The organism is Caballeronia cordobensis (assembly GCF_001544575.2).
GTDB lineage: Bacteria > Pseudomonadota > Gammaproteobacteria > Burkholderiales > Burkholderiaceae > Caballeronia > Caballeronia cordobensis.
The window spans coordinates 305,881-328,260 of sequence record NZ_FCNY02000002.1 but is presented as its reverse complement, the minus strand read 5'-3'; the positions used below and the strand labels follow the sequence as shown (position 1 = coordinate 328,260).

22 protein-coding genes are annotated in these 22,380 nt (G+C 65.3%); 14 read left to right on the top strand and 8 right to left on the bottom strand.

Going from position 1 to position 22,380, the window contains the following annotated elements:
* The first annotated feature begins 209 nt into the window (after positions 1–209).
* A complete protein-coding gene (locus tag AWB70_RS04990; RefSeq protein ID WP_053567882.1) occupies positions 210–755 on the top strand; it encodes a LuxR C-terminal-related transcriptional regulator in 546 nt (181 codons plus the stop codon).
* A 7-nt stretch (positions 756–762) separates the two neighbouring features.
* Here the strand turns inward: AWB70_RS04990 and AWB70_RS04985 are convergent, their stop codons facing one another.
* On the bottom strand, positions 763–1,200 hold the full coding sequence (locus AWB70_RS04985; protein WP_053567881.1) for an acyl-CoA thioesterase: 438 nt from the start codon (positions 1,198–1,200) through the stop codon (positions 763–765).
* Positions 1,201–1,218: 18 nt separating this feature from the next.
* A complete protein-coding gene (locus tag AWB70_RS04980) occupies positions 1,219–1,992 on the bottom strand; it encodes an SDR family oxidoreductase (RefSeq protein WP_014191058.1) in 774 nt (257 codons plus the stop codon).
* A 180-nt stretch (positions 1,993–2,172) separates the two neighbouring features.
* Between AWB70_RS04980 and AWB70_RS04975 the strand changes: the two genes are divergently transcribed.
* Positions 2,173–3,846 (top strand): electron transfer flavoprotein-ubiquinone oxidoreductase, encoded by a 1,674-nt coding sequence (locus AWB70_RS04975; RefSeq protein ID WP_014191057.1) that lies wholly within the window; start codon positions 2,173–2,175, stop codon positions 3,844–3,846.
* A gap of 43 nt (positions 3,847–3,889) precedes the next feature.
* Here AWB70_RS04975 and aroC read toward each other — a convergent pair whose 3' ends face one another.
* From aroC to AWB70_RS04955, 3 genes are all read right to left on the bottom strand, one after another.
* On the bottom strand, positions 3,890–4,996 hold the full coding sequence (gene aroC, locus AWB70_RS04970) for a chorismate synthase (RefSeq protein WP_053567880.1): 1,107 nt from the start codon (positions 4,994–4,996) through the stop codon (positions 3,890–3,892).
* Positions 4,997–5,060: 64 nt separating this feature from the next.
* Positions 5,061–6,998, bottom strand: coding sequence for an MFS transporter (locus tag AWB70_RS04965; RefSeq protein ID WP_053567879.1), 1,938 nt, complete (start codon positions 6,996–6,998; stop codon positions 5,061–5,063).
* Positions 6,999–7,197: 199 nt separating this feature from the next.
* Complete coding sequence (locus AWB70_RS04955; RefSeq protein ID WP_014191054.1) at positions 7,198–7,650, bottom strand: CBS domain-containing protein; 453 nt, start codon at positions 7,648–7,650, stop codon at positions 7,198–7,200.
* A 248-nt stretch (positions 7,651–7,898) separates the two neighbouring features.
* On the opposite strand from AWB70_RS04955, the gene AWB70_RS04950 reads away from it, so the two are divergent.
* The 3 genes from AWB70_RS04950 (at position 7,899) to AWB70_RS04940 (ending at position 10,527) form a co-directional block, all read left to right on the top strand.
* Positions 7,899–9,236 (top strand): O-acetylhomoserine aminocarboxypropyltransferase, encoded by a 1,338-nt coding sequence (locus AWB70_RS04950; RefSeq protein WP_053568119.1) that lies wholly within the window; start codon positions 7,899–7,901, stop codon positions 9,234–9,236.
* Positions 9,233–10,084, top strand: coding sequence for an alpha/beta fold hydrolase (locus tag AWB70_RS04945; RefSeq protein WP_053567877.1), 852 nt, complete (start codon positions 9,233–9,235; stop codon positions 10,082–10,084). Before AWB70_RS04950 ends, AWB70_RS04945 begins: the two co-directional genes overlap by 4 nt.
* A gap of 122 nt (positions 10,085–10,206) precedes the next feature.
* On the top strand, positions 10,207–10,527 hold the full coding sequence (locus AWB70_RS04940; protein WP_014191051.1) for an Mpo1-like protein: 321 nt from the start codon (positions 10,207–10,209) through the stop codon (positions 10,525–10,527).
* Here the strand turns inward: AWB70_RS04940 and AWB70_RS04935 are convergent, their stop codons facing one another.
* Entirely contained in the window at positions 10,528–11,835 is a 1,308-nt protein-coding gene (locus AWB70_RS04935; protein WP_014191050.1) for a YihY family inner membrane protein, read from the bottom strand.
* A 106-nt stretch (positions 11,836–11,941) separates the two neighbouring features.
* Here AWB70_RS04935 and wrbA point away from each other — a divergent pair, with 106 nt between their 5' ends.
* From wrbA to AWB70_RS04910, 5 genes are all read left to right on the top strand, one after another.
* Positions 11,942–12,562 carry an NAD(P)H:quinone oxidoreductase gene (gene wrbA / locus AWB70_RS04930; protein WP_014191049.1) on the top strand — a complete coding sequence of 207 codons (621 nt, stop codon included), beginning with the start codon at positions 11,942–11,944 and terminating at the stop codon, positions 12,560–12,562.
* Positions 12,559–12,954, top strand: a complete 396-nt coding sequence (locus AWB70_RS04925; protein ID WP_053567876.1) for a DUF2069 domain-containing protein — start codon at positions 12,559–12,561, stop codon at positions 12,952–12,954. The genes wrbA and AWB70_RS04925 overlap by 4 nt, the downstream gene beginning before the upstream one ends.
* A 163-nt stretch (positions 12,955–13,117) precedes the next feature.
* Positions 13,118–14,572 (top strand): FAD-binding oxidoreductase, encoded by a 1,455-nt coding sequence (locus AWB70_RS04920; protein ID WP_053567875.1) that lies wholly within the window; start codon positions 13,118–13,120, stop codon positions 14,570–14,572.
* Positions 14,569–15,372 carry a metallophosphoesterase gene (locus AWB70_RS04915; protein WP_053567874.1) on the top strand — a complete coding sequence of 268 codons (804 nt, stop codon included), beginning with the start codon at positions 14,569–14,571 and terminating at the stop codon, positions 15,370–15,372. Before AWB70_RS04920 ends, AWB70_RS04915 begins: the two co-directional genes overlap by 4 nt.
* A gap of 49 nt (positions 15,373–15,421) precedes the next feature.
* The gene (locus tag AWB70_RS04910) at positions 15,422–16,132 is read left to right on the top strand and encodes an SOS response-associated peptidase (protein ID WP_053567873.1); all 711 of its coding nucleotides are present in this window, start codon (positions 15,422–15,424) and stop codon (positions 16,130–16,132) included.
* Positions 16,133–16,141: 9 nt separating this feature from the next.
* On the opposite strand, the gene AWB70_RS38645 is transcribed toward AWB70_RS04910, so the two are convergent.
* Together AWB70_RS38645 and AWB70_RS04905 are read right to left on the bottom strand one after the other, a co-directional pair.
* Entirely contained in the window at positions 16,142–16,306 is a 165-nt protein-coding gene (locus AWB70_RS38645) for a hypothetical protein (RefSeq protein WP_156903001.1), read from the bottom strand.
* A 121-nt stretch (positions 16,307–16,427) separates the two neighbouring features.
* Complete coding sequence (locus AWB70_RS04905; protein WP_014191044.1) at positions 16,428–17,366, bottom strand: LysR family transcriptional regulator; 939 nt, start codon at positions 17,364–17,366, stop codon at positions 16,428–16,430.
* Between the two features lie 228 nt (positions 17,367–17,594).
* On the opposite strand from AWB70_RS04905, the gene AWB70_RS04900 reads away from it, so the two are divergent.
* Genes AWB70_RS04900 through AWB70_RS04885 form a run of 4 tightly spaced genes read left to right on the top strand, consistent with a single transcriptional unit; the run spans position 17,595 to position 22,348 of the window.
* On the top strand, positions 17,595–19,049 hold the full coding sequence (locus AWB70_RS04900; protein ID WP_235024142.1) for an efflux transporter outer membrane subunit: 1,455 nt from the start codon (positions 17,595–17,597) through the stop codon (positions 19,047–19,049).
* A 2-nt stretch (positions 19,050–19,051) separates the two neighbouring features.
* Positions 19,052–21,253, top strand: coding sequence for an FUSC family protein (locus AWB70_RS04895; protein ID WP_053567871.1), 2,202 nt, complete (start codon positions 19,052–19,054; stop codon positions 21,251–21,253).
* Positions 21,240–21,443, top strand: a complete 204-nt coding sequence (locus tag AWB70_RS04890) for a DUF1656 domain-containing protein (protein WP_014191041.1) — start codon at positions 21,240–21,242, stop codon at positions 21,441–21,443. Before AWB70_RS04895 ends, AWB70_RS04890 begins: the two co-directional genes overlap by 14 nt.
* Before the next feature lie 41 nt (positions 21,444–21,484).
* The gene (locus AWB70_RS04885) at positions 21,485–22,348 is read left to right on the top strand and encodes an efflux RND transporter periplasmic adaptor subunit (RefSeq protein WP_014191040.1); all 864 of its coding nucleotides are present in this window, start codon (positions 21,485–21,487) and stop codon (positions 22,346–22,348) included.
* Positions 22,349–22,380: the final 32 nt, after the last annotated feature.

The following is a 22,380-nucleotide window of genomic DNA, read 5'->3' as shown; positions in this document are numbered from 1 at the left end:
TTCCATGTTTGAAACCAACTGAAAATCGGCTTATTGACGCCGCCGCGGTGCTGTCGCACGCGCGTCAGGCGGCCTTTTGGCGTGGCACAAGAGTACTTTGGCGCGTCGATCCGGCACAATACGCAAAAATACATAAGTCATTGCCCGCGCGCGTTTGGTTCCCCGGCTGCTTTTGCCGGGCATCAAGAAGCGCGCGGCCCCGATTTCACATGCGTGCACTGGATTATCAAACCGCGTTTCAACTCGCGCCCGTCGGGCTCGTGCTTTCGCGCGAGCGCTCCATCGAGGACTGCAACGAACAGCTCTGCGCGATCTTCGGCTATGCGCGCGAGGCGCTCATCGGCAAGTCGTTCGAAGTGCTGTATCCGTCGCCGGACGAGTTCGCGCGCATCGGCGAGCGGATCGCCGCGCATATCAGCCGGTCAGGCACCTACAGCGACGACCGGATCATGAAGCGCAGGAACGGCGAACTGTTCTGGTGCCACGTGACCGGACGCGCGCTCGACCAGGCCGCGCCGCACGCGGCGGGCGTCTGGACCTTCGAGGATCTGAGCGCGACGCGGCGGGTCGCCATCGAACTGACGCCGCGCGAACGGGAAATCGCCGCGCAACTCGTGACGGGCAAGACGAGCAAGCAGATCGGCCGCGTGCTCGACATCAGCCCGCGCACGGTCGATATCTATCGCGCGCGGCTCATGAGAAAGTACGACACGGGCAACGCCACCGAGCTTCTGCAGCGGCTGCTCGGCACGTAATGCGCGATCAGAGCGCGACCGGCGTGCTCGTCTCGATGGTCTGCCGCAGGAAATCCGGAATCGGCACCGACTTGCCCGCGGCGTAGTCGATCCACACGATCTTCGCGGCGCCGCGCGCGTAGAGCGTCGCGCGGTCATCGGCGCGAAAAAGTTCGAAACGCGTATCGAAGCTGCTGCGGCCCGGCTTGCCCACCGACATGCGGCCGATCACGTCGCCGGGATAGTGAAGCTGCTTCAGAAACTCCATCGAGGCGTTCACGATCACCGGACCTTGGCCCTCGCCGTTGCCGCCCGTGATGCCGATCTGATCGAACCACGAGATCCGCACCTGCTCCATATAGCGGAAATAGACGGTGTTGTTGACGTGGCCGAAGGCGTCCATGTCGCCCCAGCGGATCGGCATGGACAGGTCGAAGACGGTGTGAAAGGTGTTATCCGTGGTCATCAGTTGCGTTTGAAAATGTCAGAGCGAAAAACCGTCGTCGGCCGAAATGACCGAGCCGTTCATGAACTGCGATTCGTCGGCGGATAGCAGCAGCAACAGGCCGTCGAGATCTTCCGGCGAGCCCACGCGGCGGCGCGGCAGCATCGAAATGAGTTTCTGGCCCTGCTCGGTTTTCCAGTGATGGTGATTGATTTCGGTGTCGATATAGCCCGGGCAGATCGCGTTCACGTTGATACCGTGGCGGCCCCATTCGAGCGCCATCGCCTTGGTCATCTGCACGACGGCGGCCTTGCTCATCGAATACACGCCGATCTGCGGAAACACACGCAAACCGGCCACCGACGCCACGTTGATGATGCGATAGGCCGGCTTGGCCGGCCCGTTGCCGCGCATGATCATGCGCTTGGCGACTTCCTGCGCGACGAAGAACGCGCCACGCACGTTCGTATCGAACACGAATTCGAAGTCGGCCGGCGTGACGTCCGTCAGCTTCTGCGTAGTCGACACGCCCGAATTATTGACGAGGATGTCGATCGTGCCCGCTTCCGTTTCCGCGTGCGCGACGGCGGCCTTGATGCTCTGATAGTCGGTCACGTCGAGCGACACCACATGCGCCGCGCCGCCCGACGACTCGATCTCGGCGCGCAATTCCTTCAGACGCTCGGTGCGCCGGCTCGCGAGCACCACTTTGGCGCCCGCCGACGACAAAACCTGCGCGAAACGCTTGCCCAAGCCACTGGACGCGCCGGTAATCAGCGCGACCTTGCCTTCCAGGTTGATCGAACGGCCCATTGTGCTTCCTTGTTCTATGGTTGATTCGGCGTATCAGCGCTAGCGTTGACACGGATACCGCATCGCAACATAACTATAGTACGATCGTGCTAAATGGGGTGGGGTTGGTTGCAGCCCGCCTGACCTTCCCTGACAATACGCGATCCCGAAAGGGCATTCTAACGGCACATAGGAGCATTGATGACCCCGGCGAGCCTCATCGAGCAATACGGTCCCCGCGAATCGATGGAATACGACGTCGTGATCGTCGGCGGCGGACCAGCCGGTTTGTCGGCGGCCATCCGGTTGAAGCAACTGGCGGAGGAAAAAGGCGTCGAGATCGGCGTGTGCGTCCTGGAGAAAGGCTCCGAAGTCGGCGCGCATATCCTGTCCGGCGCGGTGATGGACCCGCGCGGCCTCTCCGAGCTGATTCCCGACTGGAAAGAGAAAGGCGCGCCGCTCGATGTCGAAGTGACCGAAGACCGCTTCCTGTTCCTGTCGCAGAACGACGCGAAGCAAGTGCCGAACTGGCTGCTTCCGGACAACTTCAAGAATCACGGCAACTACGTCATCTCGCTCGCCAATGTCACGCGCTGGCTCGGTCAGCAGGCCGAGGCGCTGGGCGTCGAGATTTTCCCGGGCTTTCCCGCCGCCGAAGTGCTGTACGCGGAAGACGGTTCGGTCCGCGGCGTCGTCACGGGCAACATGGGCGTGGGCAAAGACGGCGAGCCGACCGAAAACTTCCAGCTCGGCATGGAACTGCACGCGAAATACACGCTTTTCTGCGAAGGCGCGCGCGGGCATCTCGGCCGTCAGCTGATCGACAAATTCAAGCTCAACCAGAATTCCGATCCGCAGGTGTACGGCATCGGCATCAAGGAATTGTGGGAAATCGATCCGGTCAAGCACAAGCCTGGTCTCGTCATCCACACCGCCGGCTGGCCGCTCGAACCGGATACCTACGGCGGCTCGTTCCTCTACCACATGGACAACAACCAGGTGGTCGTGGGCTTCGTGGTCGGGCTGGGGTATTCGAATCCGTATCTGTCGCCGTTCGAGGAATTCCAGCGTTACAAGACGCATCCGTCGATCCGTGCGTTCCTCGAAGGCGGCAAGCGCATTTCCTATGGCGCGCGCGCGATCACGGCGGGCGGTTTGATGTCGCTGCCCAAGCTCGCCTTCCCCGGCGGCGCGCTCGCGGGCGACGACGCGGGTTTCCTGAACGCATCGCGCATCAAGGGCAGTCACGCTGCGATCAAGTCCGGCAAGATGGCCGCCGAAGCCGCCTTCGACGCCGTGCAGGCTGGCCGCCAGAACGACGAACTCACGGCCTATCCCGAAGCCTTCGATACGTCCTGGCTCAAGACCGAACTGCATCGCGCGCGCAACTTCAAGCAGTGGATGAGCAAGGGCCTGTACCTCGGCACCTTCATGGTGGGGCTAGAGCAGAAAGTGATGGGCGGCAACGTGCCGTGGACGCTGCACCATCAGCATTGGGATCACGAGATGCTGAAGCCGGCGTCGCAGTGCAAGCCGATCGTCTATCCGAAGCCCGATGGCAAGCTCACGTTCGACCGCCTCTCGTCGGTGTTCATCTCGAACACGAATCACGAAGAGAATCAGCCGGCGCACCTGACGCTGAAAGATCCGAACGTGCCGGTCAACGTGAACCTGCGCACCTATGCGGGACCGGAAAGCCGCTACTGTCCCGCCGCAGTGTACGAGTTCGTCAAGTCCGACGACGGCAGCGAGCGATTGCAGATCAACGCGCAGAACTGCGTGCACTGCAAGACGTGCGATATCAAGGATCCGACGCAGAACATCGTGTGGGTCACGCCGGAAGGAGGCGGCGGGCCCAACTATCCGAACATGTAACGTCTGAAAGGACAAAGGGCGCCGAAACCGGCGCCCTTTTCTTTTACTTCGCCGGCATCTGCGCGGCGATCTTCGGCGTATCGACGATCACATCGCCGCATTGCGCCCGATGACGCAGCGCGTGGTCCATCAGCACCAGCGCGAGCAGCGCTTCCGCGATCGGCGTCGCGCGAATGCCGACGCACGGATCGTGACGGCCGAAGGTTTCGACCGTAGCCGGCGCGCCTGCCTTGTCGATCGACTGGCGCGGCGTGCGGATGCTCGACGTCGGCTTGATCGCGATCGACACCCGGACGTCCTGCCCGCTCGAAATGCCGCCGAGAATGCCGCCCGCGTTGTTGGTCGCGAAACCTTCGGGCGTCATCTCGTCGCCATGCTGGGAGCCGCGCTGCTCGACGCTCGCAAATCCCGCGCCGATTTCGACCGCCTTCACCGCGTTCAGGCCCATCATCGCGTGGGCGATGTCGGCGTCGAGACGATCGTAGAGCGGCTCGCCCAGACCGACGGGCACGCCCGTCGCCACGACTTCGATGCGCGCGCCGACCGAATCGCCGTCGCGGCGCAGGTTGTCCATGTAGTCCTCGAGCTGCGGAACGATCTCCGCGTTCGGCGAGAAGAACGGATTCTCGCGAACGTGCTGCCAGTCCACGAACGGAATTCCGATTTCGCCCAGCGCGCTCATGCATCCACGGGTTTCGAGGCCGAACTTCTCGCGCAGCCACTTCTTCGCGACCGCGCCCGCGGCGACGGTCGGCGCGGTCAGGCGTGCCGACGAACGGCCGCCGCCGCGATAGTCGCGCACACCGTATTTCTGCCAATAGGTGTAGTCCGCGTGACCGGGGCGGAACGTCTCCACGATGTTGCCGTAGTCCTTGCTGCGCTGATCGGTGTTGCGGATCAAGAGCGCGATGGGCGTGCCCGTCGTCACGCCTTCGAACACGCCCGAAAGAATCTCGACCTGATCCGGTTCCTGACGCTGCGTGACGTGGCGCGACGTGCCCGGACGGCGACGGTCCAGTTCGACCTGGATATCGGCTTCCGTGAGCGCCATGCCCGGCGGGCAGCCGTCGATCACGCAGCCGATCGCCGGTCCATGCGATTCGCCGAAATTCGTGACGGTGAAGAGCGTGCCAAGGGTATTGCCGGACATGAGCGTCGACCTGAAAAAAAGTGTCGGGGGAAACCGCTATTATGCCAGCGCCGCCCGTTATGGCTTAACGCCGCGCGCCGCGCAAGGCCGACACGACGTCCTGCAGATACGCGGGCGTCGCGTCTTCCGGGGCGATCGGCTCGCCGACCGCGAGCGTGAGGCGCGTCATCGCGCCGCGATGCATCGGCCGCGGCCACTGCGCATCTTCGTGGCGCGAGAACACGCTGCCCCAGAGCCCGCGCAGCGCCATCGGCACGACGGGCGCCGGTTGGCGCTTCAGAATTTCCGTGATGCCGCGCCGGAACGGATTCATCTCGCCGTCGCGCGTCAGCTTCCCTTCGGGAAAGATGCAGACGAGATCGCCCTCGCTTAGCGCCTTCGCGCATTCGTCGTAGGCGCGTTCGAGCATGCGCGCGTCTTCGTGCGCGGGCGCGATCGGAATCGCCTTCACGCGGCGGAACAGCCGGCCGAGCACCGGCGTGCGAAAGATGCGGTGATCCATCACGAAGCGGATCGGCCGCGGGCTTTCGGCCATGATGACCACCGCATCCACGAAACTGACGTGATTGCACACGAGCACCGCCGCGCCGTGCGACGGAATGCGCTCGGCATCGACGAGACGGATGCGATAGAACGTGTGCACCAGCATCCACGCGATGAAGCGCAACAAGAACTCCGGCACGAGCGAATAGATATACACGGCGACGACGACATTGAGCAGCGCCGTCGTCAGAAAGAGCCCCGGAATGCCGACGCCGAACGACGTGAGCGCGAGCGCCATGAGCGCCGACACGATCATAAAGAACGAGTTGAGAATATTGTTCGCCGCGATGATGCGCGCGCGGTGCGTAGGCTGGCTGCGCGCCTGGATCAGCGCATAGAGCGGCACGCTGTAGAAGCCGCCGAACATCGCGAGCAGGAACAGGTCCGCGAGAATGCGCCAGTGCGTCCACACTTGCAGGAATTCCGGCACGCCGAGCAGGTGTCCGGCGGGCGCGATGTTGTGGCTGGCGAAAAACAGATCGATCGCGAATACGCTGATGCCGATCGACCCAAGCGGCACGAGGCCGATCTCGACGCGGCGCTTCGAGAGCCGCTCGCACAACAGCGAGCCGGTGCCGATGCCGATGGAAAAAGTCGCGAGCAGAATCGTCACCACGTCCGGATTGGCCGACAGCACGTCTTTCGCGAAATTGAAGAACGACGTCAGAAAGGTCGCGCCGACGAACCACAGCCACGAAATGCCGAGCAGGCTCAGAAACACGGTGCGGTCCTGCTTCGCGAGCTTCAGATTGCGCCACGTCTCGGAAATCGGATTCCAGTTGATGCGCAGATCCGGCTGCGACGCCTCCGACTTCGGCACGAACGTCGACGCGACGCGCCCGATGACCGCGAACGCGATGCACGCGGCGGCCAGCAACATCGCGCCCTGTTCGGACGCGCCCGCCGCCGCACCGCCGATGATCGTGCCGATCAGAATCGCGACGAAGGTGCCCATCTCGACGAGCCCGTTGCCGCCGACCAACTCGTGCGAATCGAGATGCTGCGGCAGATAGGCGTATTTCACCGGCCCGAACACGGTCGAATGCACGCCCATCAGAAACGTGCATGCGTAGAGCAGCGGAGCGCTGTGCAGCACGAAGCCCGCGCCGCCGATCAGCATCACGACGATCTCGAAGCTCTTCACGAGGCGCGCGAGCACAGCCTTGTCGTATTTGTCGGCGATCTGGCCGGAGGTCGCGGAGAAGAGCACGAACGGCACGATGAAGATCGCGGAAATGAGAAACGCGGCGGTCTTCGGATCGACGCCGGAAAAGCGCGCGGCCTGGAATGTCACCAGCGACGTGAATCCGACCTTGAAGACGTTGTCGTTCATCGCGCCGAGAAATTGCGTCCAGAAGAACGGCGCGAAGCGGCGCTCGCGCATCAGGCGGAACTGGCTGTCGCCTTCGTGCGAACGCCGGGCAGTGCGCGACTCGGCGCGCATCGGTTTGTCACTCATGTCTTGCGGGATATTGAAGTCCGGCGTTGATCGCGAGGGCGAACGAATCCGGATGGAGCGAAAGCGGGCTCGAAAAGCGCCATGACGCGCCTCGGCCAGACGAAAAAAAACGCGCCGTCGGCGCGCTGCGAATGATGAACTCTGCGCAAGATATCGGCAATGCCGCGAAGCGCGGAACTTCGCGGCACATCGTCAAATTTCAACGCGCTTCTTCCTGCTGCTCGGGCCAGTCGCGGATATACGCTTTCAGCATGCGATTTTCGAAGCCCTGCTCTTCCACGACGGCCTTGGCCACGTCGTAGAACGAGATGACGCCCATCAGCTGACGCTTTTCCATGACGGGCAGATAACGCACGTGATGTTCGAGCATCATGCGGCGCACTTCGTTGACGTCCGTTTCCGGCGTGCAGGTGAGCGGATGGTCGTCCATGATCTTGCGGATGGTCGTGGTGCCGACCGCGCCGCCATTGTTGTGCAGCGTCAGGATGATTTCGCGGAAAGTCAGCATGCCGACCAGGTCGCCGTACTCCATGACGACGAGCGAGCCGATGTCGTGCGCCGCCATGGTGTCGACCGCGTCGGAGACCGGCGTGTCCGGCGTCACCGTGAACAGCGTGTTGCCCTTTACTTTAAGAATGTCGCTGACTCGCATGACTGTCTCCTCGCGAAATGCCGGTGCCTGTGCCCAAACGTTGATGAAACGATGAGTCGATGCTATCGGAAAGACCCGCAAAAGGAAAGCCGCGCGCGCCGCCGGATCGCCCGCACTGGCCGAACGGACAAGGCTTTGCACGATTCGCGGCCGCGCGTTCGCCCTAGGTTTGGGCGCGCGCATCCGATGTTACGATGATTGACCCTCATTTTCGCCGCATGCCGCCTCAGGCGCGCCGGCCGCCCATGATGCCAGCCAATCGTTTCGACACGCTCGCGCTGCACGCGGGCGCCGCGCCCGACCCCGCCACCGGCGCGCGCGCCACGCCGATCTATCAGACCACGTCGTTCACGTTCCGCGACTCCGATCACGCCGCCGCGCTCTTCAACATGGAGCGCTCGGGGCATGTGTATTCGCGCATTTCTAATCCGACCGTGGCCGTGTTCGAGGAACGCGTGGCCGCGCTCGAAGGCGGCGCCGGCGCGATCGGCACAGCGAGCGGCCAGGCCGCGCTGCATCTGGCGATCGCGACGCTGATGGGCGCGGGCTCGCACGTGGTCGCATCGAGCGCGCTCTACGGCGGCTCGCACAATCTGCTGCATTACACACTGCGGCGCTTCGGCATCGAGACGACTTTCGTGCCGCCGCACGACCTCGACGCGTGGCGCGCCGCCGCGCGGCCCGGCACGCGGCTCTTCTTCGGCGAAACGCTCGGCAATCCCGGGCTCGACGTGCTCGACATCGCGGGCGTGGCGGAGATCGCGCATGAGCACGGCGTGCCGCTGCTCGTCGATTCCACGTTCACGACGCCCTACCTCCTGCGCCCGTTCGAACATGGCGCGGACCTCGTCTATCACTCCGCGACGAAATTCCTCGGCGGACACGGCACGACGATCGGCGGCGTGCTCGTCGACGGCGGCACGTTCGACTTCGCGGCGAGCGGGCGTTTCCCCGAATTCACCGAGCCTTACGAGGGCTTCCACGGCATGGTGTTCGCCGAGGAAAGCACCGTCGCGCCGTTCCTGCTGCGCGCCCGCCGTGAAGGCCTGCGCGATTTCGGCGCGTGTCTGCATCCGCAGGCGGCGTGGCAACTGCTGCAAGGCATCGAAACTTTGCCGCTGCGCATGGACCGGCATGTCGCGAATACGCGCAAGGTGATCGAGTTCCTGCTGAAATCGCCGGCGGTCGAGGGCGTGGCCTATCCCGAACTGCCGACGCACCGCGATCACGCGCTCGCCGCCCGCCTGCTGCCGCGCGGCGCGGGCGCGGTGTTCAGCTTCGATATCAAGGGCGGCGTGCCGGCGGCGCGCAAGTTCATCGAAACGCTCACGCTCTTTTCGCATCTCGCGAATGTCGGCGATGCGCGCTCGCTCGTGATCCATCCCGCTTCGACGACGCACTTCCGTATGGATGCCGCTGCGCTCGCGGCCGCGGGCATCGGGCCGGGGTGCGTGCGCCTGTCGATCGGCCTCGAAGACCCGGACGATCTCATCGACGATCTCAGGCGCGGACTTAAGGCCGCGCAGAAAGCCGCCGAAAGCGGCCAGGACGCAAACGCGCCTGTGCCGCTCGGGAGTCGCGCATGAACATCGATATGGCAGGCGCGAAAGGCCGCGCGACGTATGCCTACACCGGCGGCAAGCGCTTCGACGCCGCGCGCCCCGCCGTCGTGTTCATTCACGGCGCGGAGCACGATCACAGCGTGTGGGCCTTGCAAACGCGCTATTTCGCGCATCACGGCTTCGGCGTGCTCGCGCTCGACCTGCCGGGCCACGGCCGCACCGGCGGACCCGCGCTGTCCACCATCGGCGCGCTCGCGGACTGGGTGATCGCGGTGCTCGACGCCGTGCGCGTGCAAAAGGCGCTCTTCGTCGGCCACAGCATGGGCTCGCTGATCGCACTCGACGCCGCCGCGCGCCATCCCGCGCGCGCGATGGGTCTCGCGCTTCTCGCGACCGCCGCGCCGATGCACGTCTCCGACACGCTGCTCGACGCCGCCCGCGAGCACGAGCCCGAAGCGATCGACATGGTGAATCAGTGGTCGCATTCGACGATCGCCGCCAAGCCGTCGAGCCCCGCGCCGGGTTTCTGGCTGCAAGGCGTGAATCAGCGGCTGATGGAGCGCGTGAGCCTGCGCGGCGAAGCACAGCTTTTCCATACCGATTTCAGCGCCTGCAACAGCTACGCCGATGCGCTCGAACGCGCCGCCGCCGTGCGCTGCCCGGTGTGCGTCGTGAGCGGCAGACGCGACGCGATGACGCCGCCGCGCGCCGCACGCCCGCTCGTGGACGCGCTCAGGCAGGCAGGCGCGGCCGTGCAAACGGTGGAGCTGGACGCCGGCCACGCGCTGATGTCCGAGCAGCCCGACGCCACGCTCGACGCGCTTTTCGCGTTCGCGCTCGGCTGCGCCAAAACGCAGGCGCAAGCGGACTGAACGGCTCGCACGGTGCGCCACACAAGCCCGCTGCCCCCGCTTGCACGGCGCGCACGACCGTCGCAGAATGAATCTTGCTGGCTCGTCATCGGACACCGGCAGGCATCATCAGGGAGGCCGTCATGGCGCACACCGCACACGGAGAACATTTCGCGAATTTCGCCGAGTTCTATCCCTTTTACCTCGACGAGCACCGCAACGTCGTTTCGCGCAGGCTGCACTTCGTCGGCTCGCTGGGCGTGATCGGCTGCCTCGCGATGGCGGTCGCGACCGGCGACTGGCTCTGGCTGCCCGCGGCCGTCGTCTGCGGCTACGGCTTTGCATGGATCGGCCATTTCTTCTTCGAAAAGAACCGCCCGGCGACGTTTCGCCACCCCATCTACAGCCTGATGGGCGACTGGGTGATGTTCAAGGACATCTGCGTCGGCAAGATTTCGATCTAGTCACGCGGGCTGCTCGGGCATCGACGAGCGCGGCAGGTCACGCATGCGCGCGCTCGTGAGCGCCGACGCCCGCGCGGCGATCAGCGAGCCGAGCGTGATTTCGAGCTTCTCGTTCTCGAGCGCGTTCATGAGCGCGCTGCAATCCACCTGCGCCGCATCGAGCTTCAACTGGTACTCCAGCTCCGCCCGGTCGATCACGAACTGCTCGAACAGCATCGTCACCGTGATCTGACTCGGATTGGCGATCAGCACATAGCGCGGCTGGCGCGAATCTTCCAGCCGGCCGATCCAGCCGAGCGCATCGAGCCGCGCGATCAGGCGCGTGGACGTGTCCAGATCGCAGCGCGCGAAGCCGGAGAGTTGCAGCGCCGTATAGCCGGGCTTGCCCTCGTCGCGCGCCTCGACGAGCCGCGCAAGAATTTCGAGCGCATCGAGCAGATCGCTGCCGGGAAAATCGCGCCGATGATACTGCCCGGTGCGAATCGCGGGCAGCGCGGACGTGACCATCGCCCCGACGAGCGCGATCATCCAGCACAGATAGACCCACAGCAGGAACACCGGCAGCGCGGCGAACGCGCCGTACACGGCCGTGTAGGTTGGAATGCGCCGGACGTAGGAGCCGAAGCCGCGCTTGCCGAGCTCGAAGGCGATCGCCGCGATGATCCCGCCGACGATCGCGTCGCGCCACTCGACCCGGCAGTTGGGCATGTAGACGTAAATGATCGTGAACGCGAGCGCGGTGAGCGGCAGCGAGACGCCGGTCAGCGCCCATTCGACGATCGGCGGCATCAGGTTGTGCGAACCCGCGAACGCGACCGAATGCGCGAACACGTAAGAGGAGATCGACAGGCTGCAGCCGAAGAGAATCGGCCCGAGCGTGATGATCGACCAGTAGACGAGCACGCGCTGCGCGATCGGCCGCGCCTTCTTCACGCGCCAGATGACGTTGAACGCGGACTCGACGGTCATCATCGTCATGACGGACGTCACGAAGAGGATGATCATGCCGACGGTCGTGAGCCCCTTCGCCTTCGACGCGAACTGGTTCAGATACTTGAAGATCTGGTCGTTGATCTGCGGCGGCATCAGGTGCACGGCGAGAAAATCCTGCAGCGACGCCTGAAACGAGCCGAAGATCGGAAACGCGGTGAAGAGCGCGAAGGCGACGGTCGCGAGCGGCACGAGCGACAGCACGCTCGTGAACGTGAGGCTGCCCGCCACCTGCGCCACGCGGTCTTCGCCGAGCCGCCGCGCGACGAAGCTCGCGAGACGCCTGACCGCGGCGAGATCGATGAAGGAATGCTGCAAACGCTTCTCCCGTCGTGGCGGCGCCGTGCGCCGAGTTCGCACTGAGGCCGCGCCGCGCCACGAAAATCACTCAATACCTATAATAGCCGTTCACTAAAAAAGCCTTATGAACGACATCCTCGTGCTTTACTACAGCCGCCACGGCGCGACCCGGGAGCTTGCGCTCGCGATCGCCCAGGGCGTCGACAGCGTTCCCGGCATGCAGGCGCGCGTGCGCACGGTGCCGCCGGTCTCCACCGTCTGCGAGGCCACGCGACCCGACATTCCCGCCGACGGCCCGCCCTATGCGGAACTGCGCGATCTCGAAGAATGCGCCGGTCTCGCGCTCGGCTCGCCGACGCGCTTCGGCAACATGGCCGCGCCGCTCAAGTATTTCCTCGACGGCACCACGCCGCAGTGGCTCTCCGGCGCGCTCGCCGGCAAGCCCGCGAGCGTCTTCACCTCGACCGGCAGCCTGCACGGCGGCCAGGAGAGCACCCTGCTTTCGATGATGCTGCCGCTGCTGCATCACGGCATGATGATCGTCGGCATCCCTTACACTGAATCGCGGCTCACCACGACGCAAAGCGGCGGCACGCCGTACGGCGCGTCGCATCACGCGCGGGCGGGCGGCGATGAAAACCAGCGCCACGGCATCTCCGCCGACGAGAAAGCGCTCGCCATCGCCCTCGGCGCGCGGCTCGCGCGCACCGCGCTCAACCTCGTGCGCGGCGCCCGTTCGGCATGAGTTCCCCCGCGCAGGCATCGCGGCCGAATTCCGCGTTCGCATTCGGCGCGCTCGCGAGCCTCGTTGCGCTCATCGCGCTCACGGTTCTCTGGGAACTGTGGCTCGCGCCGCTGCGTCCCGGCGCGTGGGCGCTCGCCCTGAAGGCGCTGCCGCTCGCGTGCGCGCTGCCGGGCGTCGCGCGCAAGCGCCTTTACACGCTGCAATGGGCGTCGATGCTCGTTCTGCTCTATCTCGCCGAAGGCGTCGTGCGCGGCATGACCGATGCGGGGCTGTCCGCATCGCTCGCCTGGCTCGAAGCACTCTTCGCCGTGGCGTTTTTCGTCTGTGCGCTCGCCTATGTCGCGCCGTTCAAGCGAACGGCGCGCATGAACGCACGTGCGAAAAAAAGCTAGTCTGGCCGCTTTTTTCGCGACGAATCCGCCGGGGCGTGCAGCTTTGTAGCACGAATCGGCGGCCAGCGCGCGACCCTATGCCATTCGGACGAGGGTCGCACGGGGCCTGCCTGCGCGATACTGTGGACTACGACGCTCTATCCGGATCTCTGCTCATTTCCTCATGACCGCATCTCAAGCTTTCCTCGCCGCGTGCACCGAAGTGCTCGGCGCGCCGCACGTCCTGACTAGTTCGACCGATACCGAGCCCTATCTCGTCGACTGGCGCAAGCGCTACCGCGGCGAGGCGTGCGCCGTGCTTCTGCCCGCCGATACGGACCAGGTCGCCGCGGTCGTGCGGCTCGCGCGCGAGCATCGCGTCGCGATCGTGCCGCAAGGCGGCAACACCGGACTCGCCGGCGGCGCGACGCCCGATGCAAGCGGCGCGCAGGCCGTCATCAGCCTGAAGCGACTCAACCGCATTCGCGGCATCGACCCGCACAACAACACGATCACCGTGGAAGCAGGCGTCGTGCTCGCCGAGATCCAGGCGCGCGCCCAAAGCGCACAGCGCCTCTTTCCGCTGAGCCTCGCGGCCGAAGGCAGTTGCACCATCGGCGGCAATCTGTCGACGAACGCGGGCGGCACCGGCGTGCTGCGCTACGGCAACACGCGCGAGCTATGCCTCGGTCTCGAAGTCGTCACGCCGCAAGGCGAAATCTGGGACGGCCTGCGCGGCCTGCGCAAGGACAACACCGGCTACGATCTGCGCGATCTCTTCATCGGCGCGGAAGGCACGCTCGGCATCATCACCGCGGCCGTGATGAAGCTGCATCCCGCGCCGGTCGCGAAAGTCACGGCGCTCGCCGGGCTCGCCTCGCCGAACGCCGCGCTCGACTTTCTTTCGCTGGCGCAACATCATGCGGGCGCGCTTTTGACCGGCTTCGAGCTGATGTCCGATTTCTCGATGCGCCTCGTCGGCCGGCACTTTCCGCAACTGCGCTATCCGTTCGGCGAGCCGCACGCGCAAACCGTGCTGCTCGAACTCTCCGACAGCGAAAGCGAAGCGCACGCGCGCGCCCTCTTCGAACGGCTGATGGAAGACGCGCTGGAAAAAGGCATCGTCGAGAACGCGGTGGTCGCGGAGAGTCTTGCGCAATCGCGCGCGTTCTGGGACTTGCGCGAGCACATTCCGCTCGCGCAGGCCGAGGAAGGCCTGAACATCAAGCATGACATCGCCGTGCCCATTTCGAGCATCGGCCGCTTCATCGACGAAACCGATGCGATCATCGCGAAGGCCGTGCCCGGCGCGCGCATGGTGACGTTCGGCCATCTCGGCGACGGCAATCTGCATTACAACGTGCAGGCGCCGGAAGGCGTCGATCAGAAGCAGTTCCTCGTCGAGCATCAGACGCCGATCAACGCACTCGTGTACGACCAGGTGCACCGGCATCGCGGCAGCATCAGCGCGGAGCACGGGCTCGGCCAGTTGAAGGTCGATGAAGCGATGCACTATAAATCGAGCGTCGAAGTGCGGCTCATGCAGGCCATCAAGGCCGCGCTCGATCCGGACAATCTGATGAACCCCGGCAAGGTCGTGCGCCTTGGCGGCGCGCCTGGCAAGGAGAACCTCGCATGAAGATTCGCGTGCTGTCGGACCTGCATCTCGAATGCGACGAGCCGCTGGCGATTCCCTATGCCGAGGCCGATCTCGTCGTCCTGGCGGGCGATATTCACAACCACGCCGAAGGGCTGCGCTGGGCGGCGGAAAACTTCGATTCCGATACGCCCGTCATCTACGTGCCCGGCAATCACGAGTATTACGACGCCGAGTTCGGCGCGATGGAAGCGGCGATGCAGGACGCCGCGCGCAGCGTCGACAACGTGCACTATCTGAATAACGCGTCGCTGGTCGACCGGCGCGGCGCGTGGCGCGTGCTCGGCACGACGCTCTGGACCGACTTCGCGCTCTTCGGCTCGGGCGCTGACGAGATCGAAGCCGCCAAGGCCGCGTGCACGAAAGTCATGCTCGACTACAAAGGCCTCATCCAGCTCGCCTGGCCCGAGCCCGACGGCGAGCCGCGCGAGTTCGCGCCCGACGATTCCCTCGCGCTGCACGAACAGGCCCGCGCGTGGCTCGAAGCCGAGCTTGCGAAGCCCTTCGCGGGCCAGACGATCGTCGTCACGCATCATGCGCCGATGCGCGAAAGTCTCGCGCCGCGCTATGCGGAAGATCTCGTCTCGGCGGGCTTCGTCAACCATCTGCCGACGCTCGCGCGCTCGCCCGCGTCACTGTGGATTCACGGGCACACGCATACCTCGTTCGATTACGTCGTGGGCGGCACGCGCGTCGTGTGCAATCCGCGCGGGTATTTCAGCCGCCGCACGCAGCAGTGGGAAAATCCGGATTTCGCGTGGGACAAGGTCGTCGAGATTTAGGGAAATCGACAAGGCAGCAGACCGAGGTTGGACTTTGCGGAGGAACGCCATGTGCGGCCGAATCAGCCAGTACCGACTGCCGATGCATTACGCGCAGCGCCTGCATCTGAAAAATCCGTTCGTGCTCGTGGATGCCGCCGACAGGCGTCCCGGCTACAACCTCTCGCCCGGCACGCATCCGCTTGCCGTCTATCCCGACGACACCATCCGCGCGGTGCATTGGGGCTATTGCCCGCCGTGGGCCATCCAGAAAAAGCTGCCGCAGACGATCAACGCGCGCGTCGAGACCGCCGCGACGAGTGCGTATTTCAAGCATCTGTGGAAGAAGGCGCGCATTCTCGTGCCGGCCGACGGCTGGTTCGAATGGCGCATCGAGCCCCGCCCCGGCGATCCCGCGGCGAAGCCCTTCAAGCAGCCGTACTTCATCCGGCGCGCGGATGACGAGCCGATGTATCTCGCCGCGCTCACCAGCATCCTGAGCGACGAGGACGCCGCCGCGCCCGGCGCAGGCTTCGTCATCGTGACGGCCGCCGCCGACGAAGGACTCGTCGATGTCCACGATCGCCGCCCGCTCGTGTTCTCACCGGCCGTCGCGCGGCGCTGGCTGGATGCCGGCGCGTCGCTCGAAGACGTGGCCGCGCTCGTCAAATCGGACGGCGTGCCGGCGTCGCACTTCGTCTGGCATCGCGTTTCAACCGATGTGAATCGCGCGGCCAACGATGAGCCGCGGCTCATCGAACCGCTGGAAACCCTGCTCTGAAAAAAACGATCAGCGGTCGTACGGGTGGCGTTCGTCCTTGATGCGCACCGGCACCAGACGCCGCTTCGCGTCGCGTTCCGACTGGGCGCGCATGGCGTTGAAGAGATCGCGCGACGCCGGAACGGCGATCAGCACGAGAAGCGCGGCCAGTGCGAAGAGAAGTGGCGTACTCATTTGACTTGCCCCGGTAAAAGATGCGATTGAACAGTCCTGAAAGTATCAAGCTGCGGACAAACTGTGAGTAAGCAAGTGTTGCGCCGCGCTTTTTTTCGTAACTGAGCGCCGCTTCCGCCCGTCAGGCGACGACGAATTCCTTCAGCGATTCCGCATCCGCGGCGAGCGTGTCGGGCAGCGCGTCGCGCAGAAATTCGACCCACGTGCGGATCTTGGCGTCGAGATACTGGCGCGACGGATACAGCGCGTAGACGTTCAGCTCCTGCATCGTGTATTGCGGCAGCACGCGCACGAGCGTGCCCGCGCGCAGGCCCGGCAGCGCGGACGACGTCGGCAGCACGCCGATGCCCATGCCCTCGCGGATGGCCGCGCCCATCGCCTCCGCGACGTTCACCGTGAACGTCGACGGGCCGAGGCTCACCGTCTCCTGACCGTTGGGGCCGTCGAAAACCCAGCGGTCCGGCGGAAACACCGGCGTCATCAGATGCAGGCAGGTGTGGCGCACGAGATCGGAGAGCACGTGCGGCGCGCCGTGCTTTTCGATATAGGCCGGCGACGCGCACGCGATGCTGAACACCGTCCCGAGCCGCGCCGACACCAGCCCGGAATCGGGCAGGTCCGAGGCCAGCACCACGGACACGTCGTAACCTTCGTCGAGCAGATCCGGCATGCGCTGCGCGAGCGTCAGCTCGACCTGCACCGCCGGATGGCGCTGCTGATAGCGCGAGATCATCGGCACGACGTAATGCTGGCCGAAGCTCGTCATCGAATGGACCTTGAGCTTGCCGGACGGACGCGCGTGGGCGTCGCCGGCCTCGGCTTCCGCCTGATCCACATAGGCGAGGATCTGCTCGCAGCGCTGCAAGTACCGCTCGCCCGCTTCGGTCAGCGCGATGCGCCGCGTCGTGCGATTCAGCAAGCGCGCGCGCAAGTGCGCTTCGAGGTCCGACACGGCCCGCGAGGCATAAGCCGTCGTGGTGTTGAGATGCTGCGCCGCCGCCGTGAAGCTGCCCGCTTCGACGACGCGTACGAATACGCGCATGTTTTGGAGCGTGTCCATACCGCCTTCCCGACTTCAAGAACTGTTTGTGACGCAAATTGTTGCACGATTGGCAACAACGATTATCACACCATTCGTAAAAATGCTTTGCATTCTTACGGGTTATTCGACAATCTCCGTAAAAATATAATCGCCTCCTGGAATCTAATTCGAATTCGGGAGTGAATCGTGCGAGGGCGAGTGTTCCGTAAGACTGCTACAGCCGCGGTTCTTACAACAATCTTGATAATGGCCGGATGCGCGAGCACCGGCAAGATCGCGCCGCAGGATTCGCTCAAGGATGCCGCCACGCTCGACGTCGGCAGCGCGATCCGCGCCGCCAATGCCGACGCCCAGTGGCCCGACGCGCAATGGTGGCAGGCTTATCGCGATCCGCAGCTCGACCAGTGGATCGGGCGTGCGACCAGCGGCAACCCGACGCTCGCGATGGCGGCGGCGCGCGTGCGCGAGGCGCAGCAACAGGCGGGCGTCGCGCGCTCGGAACTGTTGCCGCACGTCGATGGCGCGATGGGCGTGTCGCGCAAGAACTGGCCCAACAACGATTTCTACGGCCCCGGCCCGTTCGCCGACACGACGACCTGGGACAACACCGCCGGCCTCACGCTGTCCTACAACCTCGATCTCTGGCACCGCGACGACAACAATGCCGAGCGCGCGCTCGACGTCGCCCACGTGCGCGCCGCCGATGCCCGCGCCGCGCAACTGGAGCTCGAAACGAATATCGTGCGCGCGTATATCGGCTTTTCGCAGTCGTTCGCGCTGCTCGATATCGCCGAGGACACGCTCGCGCAGCAGGAGCGCATCGCGGATCTCGCGCGGCGGCGGCTCAAAGGCGGCCTCGGCACGCAACTGGAAGTGACGCAGGCCGAAACGCCCTTGCCCGAATACGAGCGCCAGGTCGACGTCTACAAGGAAGAAATCCTGCTCGCGCGCAATCAGCTGGCCGCGCTCGCGGGCGAAGGCCCCGGCGCGGGCGAGGCGCTCACGCGTCCGGCGCTGTCGCTCGCGACGCCGCTGCCGCTGCCTTCCGCGCTGCCGGCCGAGCTCGTCGGTCATCGCCCGGATATCGTCGCGGCGCGCTGGATGGTGGCGGCACAGGCGCGCGGCATCGATGTCGCGAAGGCCGGTTTCTATCCGAACATCAATCTCGCGGCGTCGCTGACGCAGGCTTTCGCGGGCGGCGCGCTGCTCAGCTTCCTGACGCGCGACGCGTCCGGCTACAGCTTCGGCCCGGCGATCTCGCTGCCGATCTTCGAAGGCGGGCTCCTGCGCGCGCAACTCGGCGCGGCCTCGGCGCAATACGATCAGGCCGTCGATCATTACAACGCGACGCTCGTCGCCGCGCTGAAAGATATCGCCGATCAGGTCGTGCGCGTGCATTCGCTCGATACGCAGCTCGAAGCGTCCGGCCGCTCGGTCGCGGTCGCGCGCAAGAACTACGATCTGGCCAACGAAGGCTACAAGCGCGGGCTCACCGATTATCTGAACGTGCTCATCGCGCAGACGCAATTGCTGAAGGCGCAGGACGGCCAGGCGCGCGTGCGGGCGCAACGGCTCGCTTCATACGCGACGCTCACGTCGGCGCTCGGCGGCGGCATCGACGATCCGTCGAACGGGCCGGAGGCGACCGCGCTCGCGCCGTCGCAGCATATCGGGCCGTTCTCGAAAGCGAAGCGGGACTGAGCATGGCCACGCCCGCTTCCTTCATCGAACGCCGGCCGCTCGCACATGCCCTGCTCGACTGGGCGCGCACCGACGGCCTCGCGTGGGTCTATATCTTCAAGGCCGTGCTCGCGGCGCTCTTGTCGCTGTGGATCGCGATGCGCCTCGACATGGCGCAGCCGCGCACCGCGATGACCACCGTCTTCGTCGTGATGCAGCCGCAAAGCGGCATGGTGCTCGCGAAAAGCTTCTATCGTTTCTGCGGCACGATGGTCGGCCTCGTCGTGATGATGATCTTCATCAGCCTGTTCTCGCAGCAGCCGGTGCTGTTCCTTTCGGCGACGGCGCTCTGGGTCGGCGTCTGCACGGCGGGCGCGGCGCGCAACCGCAACTTCCGCTCGTATGGCTTCGTGCTCGCGGGCTACACGGCGGCGCTGATCGGCATTCCGGCGGCGCAGCATCCCGAGGGCGCGTATCTGACGGCGCTCACGCGCGTCAGCGAAGTGACGCTCGGCATCGTGTGCGCGGGCGCGGTGAGCGCGCTCATCTTTCCGCAGCACGCGGGCGAGCAAGTGCGCACCACGGTGCGCCGCCGCTTCACGCAGTTCGTCGATTACGTGTGCCGCGCGCTGTCGGGCAATATGGAACGCGCGCAGATCGAGCGGACGAATCTCGCGTTTGTGTCGGATATCGTCGGCTTCGAGGCGGCGCGCAGCGTCGCGGTGTTCGAGAACCCCGAGTCGCGCATGCGCGGCGGGCGGCTCGCGCGCCTGAACAGCGAGTTCATGAGCGCGTCCACGCGTTTTCACGCGCTGCACCAGTTGATGAACCGGCTGCGTGAAAGCGCATCGGCAACGACCATCGCCGCACTGGAGCCGTTCTTTCGCGAAGTGCCGCCGCTCTTTTCCCTCTCGGGCGAGCCGGTCAGGAACGCCGCCGACGCCGCGCGCGCCGCCGCCCAGTTGCGCGATTACAAGGCGGCGTTGCCCAGGCGCGTGCGCGAGGCGCGCAGCGCACTCGAAGCGAATCCGGACTTCGTGCAACTCGAATTCGATACCGCGGCGGAACTGCTCTACCGCTTCGTCGACGACATGCTCGCCTACGCCGACACCTACGCGTCACTGACTGCGCCGTCGCACGAACGCGAGCACTGGATCGCGCGCTACGTGCCGAAGACCAACATGTTCGCGGCGGCCATCTCGGGCTTGCGCGGCGCGGCCGTGATGCTCGTGCTCTCCGCGTTCTGGATCGAAAGCGCGTGGCCGAGCGGCGGCACGATGGTGCTCAACGCCGCGGCCGTGTGCGCGCTCGCGTCGTCTTCGCCGCGGCCCACGCTGATGTCCGCGCAGATGGCGTTCGGCACGCTGCTCGCGGCCATCGCCGGGATGATCGTGGTGTTCGGCGTGTTTCCGCACATCGACGGCTTCGCGCTGATGTGCGCCGCGCTCGCGCCCGCACTGCTTCTCGGCACGTATCTGAGCACGCGGCGCACGCTCGCGGGCGTGGGCATCGGTTATTGCATCTTCTTCTGCTTTCTCGCAGGGCCGGACAATCTCGTTCATTACGATCCGACCGGCTTCATGAACGATGCGCTCGCGCTCGTGCTGTCGATGATCGTCGTGGCGATCGCGTTCGCCGTGCTGCTGCCGACCGACGCGCCGTGGCTGCGTCATCTGTTGCTCGGCGACCTGCGGCGCGAGGTCGTGAGCGCGCGCCGCGGGCGGCTTTCGAGCCTCTCGACGCACTTCGAAAGCCGCACGCGCGATCTGCTCGCGCAGATCAACGCGCTGCCCGCGAGCCGGCCGCAACAGCAACGCGACGCGCTGCAATGGCTCTTCGCGGTGCTCGAATTCGGCAATGCGGTGATCGATTTGCGGCGCGAGATCGCGGCGCTCCCGGGCGAGCCGCGCCACGCCGCGTCGATGCCGTGGCGGCGCGCCGTCGATGCGATGCTCGATGCCGTCGCGCGACTGTTCGACCGGCCGAACGCCACGCGTTTTCAGGCCGCGCTCGCCGCCGCCGTGCGAGCGATTGCCGATACGCAGACGCTGCTTCTCGAAACCGGTTCATCGCGCGAGGAACGGCATCGGCTGCAACGCATCGTCAGTCATCTGCATTTCATCCGCACCGCGCTGCTCGATCACGAATCGCCGTTCGCGTCATTCGCACGCGATGCGCGCGAGCGCAACGACACGCCCGAAGGAGCGCCCCATGCTGCCGCGTAACGTCTCGATCCTCGAAGCCTATGTGCCGACGATCCTCCTGCTTTTCATCGCCGGCGCGATGATCACGTGGATCGTCGACCGCGCGCTCTCGCTGACGGGCCTCTATCGCGTCGTGTGGCATCCGGCGCTCTTTCGCGCGAGTCTGCTCGTCTGCATCTGCGGCGCGCTCGGGCTCTATGCGTATCGCTGATCGGCGACATCCATTTATACAAGCTGAAAAAGAGTTGCATCATGATTCTCAGAAAAATCATCGGCCTGGTTTTGACCATTGCGATATTTGCGGCCGCGCTCGTCATCGGGCGCGTGCTGTGGGTGCATTACATGGACGAGCCGTGGACGCGCGATGGCCGCGTGCGCGCGGATGTCGTCAACGTGGCGCCGGACGTGTCGGGCGCGGTCGTGCAGTTGCCCGTGCGCGATAACCAGCTCGTGAAGAAAGGCGATCTGCTGATGGAGATCGATCCGTCGCATTATCAGATTGCCGTCGAGCAGGCGCAGGCGAATGTCGCGGCGCGCGTGGCCGAGCTGCGCATGCGCCGTGCGGACGCCGCGCGCCGCGCCGACATGGACAGCCTCGTCGTATCGAAGGAAGCGCGCGAAAACGCGATGCAGACCGCATCGACCGCACAGGCGCAGTTGCAGCAGGCGCAGGCCGCGCTCGATGCAGCGAAGCTCAATCTCGAACGCACGAAGGTGTTCTCGCCGGTGGACGGCTACGTGACGAACCTGAACGTGTTTCGCGGCGACTACGCGACGGCGGGCGCGGCCAAGCTCGCGATCGTGGACAGTCACTCGTTCTGGGTGTACGGCTACTTCGAGGAAACGAAGCTGCCGCATGTGCGCATCGGCGACAAGGCGTCGGTGCGGCTGATGAGCGGCGGCGAGCTCAAGGGGCACGTCGAGAGCATTTCGCGCGGCATCTACGACCGCGACAATCCGCAGAGCCGCGAACTGCTCGCCGATGTGAACCCGACCTTCAACTGGGTACGGCTCGCGCAGCGCGTACCGGTGCGCGTGCATATCGACGAGGTGCCGGACGGCGTGCTGCTGAGCGCGGGGACGACGGCGACGGTGATCGTGACGCCGTCGATGTGATAAAAAAAAGCCCGCTCCGGATCGCTCCCGAG

Bases quoted from the DNA above. Each gene is read 5' to 3' on its own strand.
- aroC (WP_053567880.1), bottom strand. From the start codon at position 4,996: ATGTCCGGCAATACCCTTGGCACGCTCTTCACCGTCACGAATTTCGGC.
- AWB70_RS04945 (WP_053567877.1), top strand. From the start codon at position 9,233: ATGAACATCGATATGGCAGGCGCGAAAGGCCGCGCGACGTATGCCTAC.
- AWB70_RS04915 (WP_053567874.1), top strand. From the start codon at position 14,569: ATGAAGATTCGCGTGCTGTCGGACCTGCATCTCGAATGCGACGAGCCG.
- AWB70_RS04895 (WP_053567871.1), top strand. From the start codon at position 19,052: ATGGCCACGCCCGCTTCCTTCATCGAACGCCGGCCGCTCGCACATGCC.
- AWB70_RS04980 (WP_014191058.1), bottom strand. From the start codon at position 1,992: ATGGGCCGTTCGATCAACCTGGAAGGCAAGGTCGCGCTGATTACCGGC.
- AWB70_RS04965 (WP_053567879.1), bottom strand. From the start codon at position 6,998: ATGAGTGACAAACCGATGCGCGCCGAGTCGCGCACTGCCCGGCGTTCG.
- AWB70_RS04925 (WP_053567876.1), top strand. From the start codon at position 12,559: ATGAGTTCCCCCGCGCAGGCATCGCGGCCGAATTCCGCGTTCGCATTC.
- AWB70_RS04885 (WP_014191040.1), top strand. From the start codon at position 21,485: ATGATTCTCAGAAAAATCATCGGCCTGGTTTTGACCATTGCGATATTT.
- AWB70_RS04975 (WP_014191057.1), top strand. From the start codon at position 2,173: ATGACCCCGGCGAGCCTCATCGAGCAATACGGTCCCCGCGAATCGATG.
- AWB70_RS04920 (WP_053567875.1), top strand. From the start codon at position 13,118: ATGACCGCATCTCAAGCTTTCCTCGCCGCGTGCACCGAAGTGCTCGGC.
- AWB70_RS04990 (WP_053567882.1), top strand. From the start codon at position 210: ATGCGTGCACTGGATTATCAAACCGCGTTTCAACTCGCGCCCGTCGGG.
- AWB70_RS04900 (WP_235024142.1), top strand. From the start codon at position 17,595: ATGGCCGGATGCGCGAGCACCGGCAAGATCGCGCCGCAGGATTCGCTC.
- AWB70_RS04910 (WP_053567873.1), top strand. From the start codon at position 15,422: ATGTGCGGCCGAATCAGCCAGTACCGACTGCCGATGCATTACGCGCAG.
- wrbA (WP_014191049.1), top strand. From the start codon at position 11,942: ATGAACGACATCCTCGTGCTTTACTACAGCCGCCACGGCGCGACCCGG.
- AWB70_RS38645 (WP_156903001.1), bottom strand. From the start codon at position 16,306: ATGAGTACGCCACTTCTCTTCGCACTGGCCGCGCTTCTCGTGCTGATC.
- AWB70_RS04905 (WP_014191044.1), bottom strand. From the start codon at position 17,366: ATGGACACGCTCCAAAACATGCGCGTATTCGTACGCGTCGTCGAAGCG.
- AWB70_RS04985 (WP_053567881.1), bottom strand. From the start codon at position 1,200: ATGACCACGGATAACACCTTTCACACCGTCTTCGACCTGTCCATGCCG.
- AWB70_RS04940 (WP_014191051.1), top strand. From the start codon at position 10,207: ATGGCGCACACCGCACACGGAGAACATTTCGCGAATTTCGCCGAGTTC.
- AWB70_RS04950 (WP_053568119.1), top strand. From the start codon at position 7,899: ATGCCAGCCAATCGTTTCGACACGCTCGCGCTGCACGCGGGCGCCGCG.
- AWB70_RS04890 (WP_014191041.1), top strand. From the start codon at position 21,240: ATGCTGCCGCGTAACGTCTCGATCCTCGAAGCCTATGTGCCGACGATC.
- AWB70_RS04955 (WP_014191054.1), bottom strand. From the start codon at position 7,650: ATGCGAGTCAGCGACATTCTTAAAGTAAAGGGCAACACGCTGTTCACG.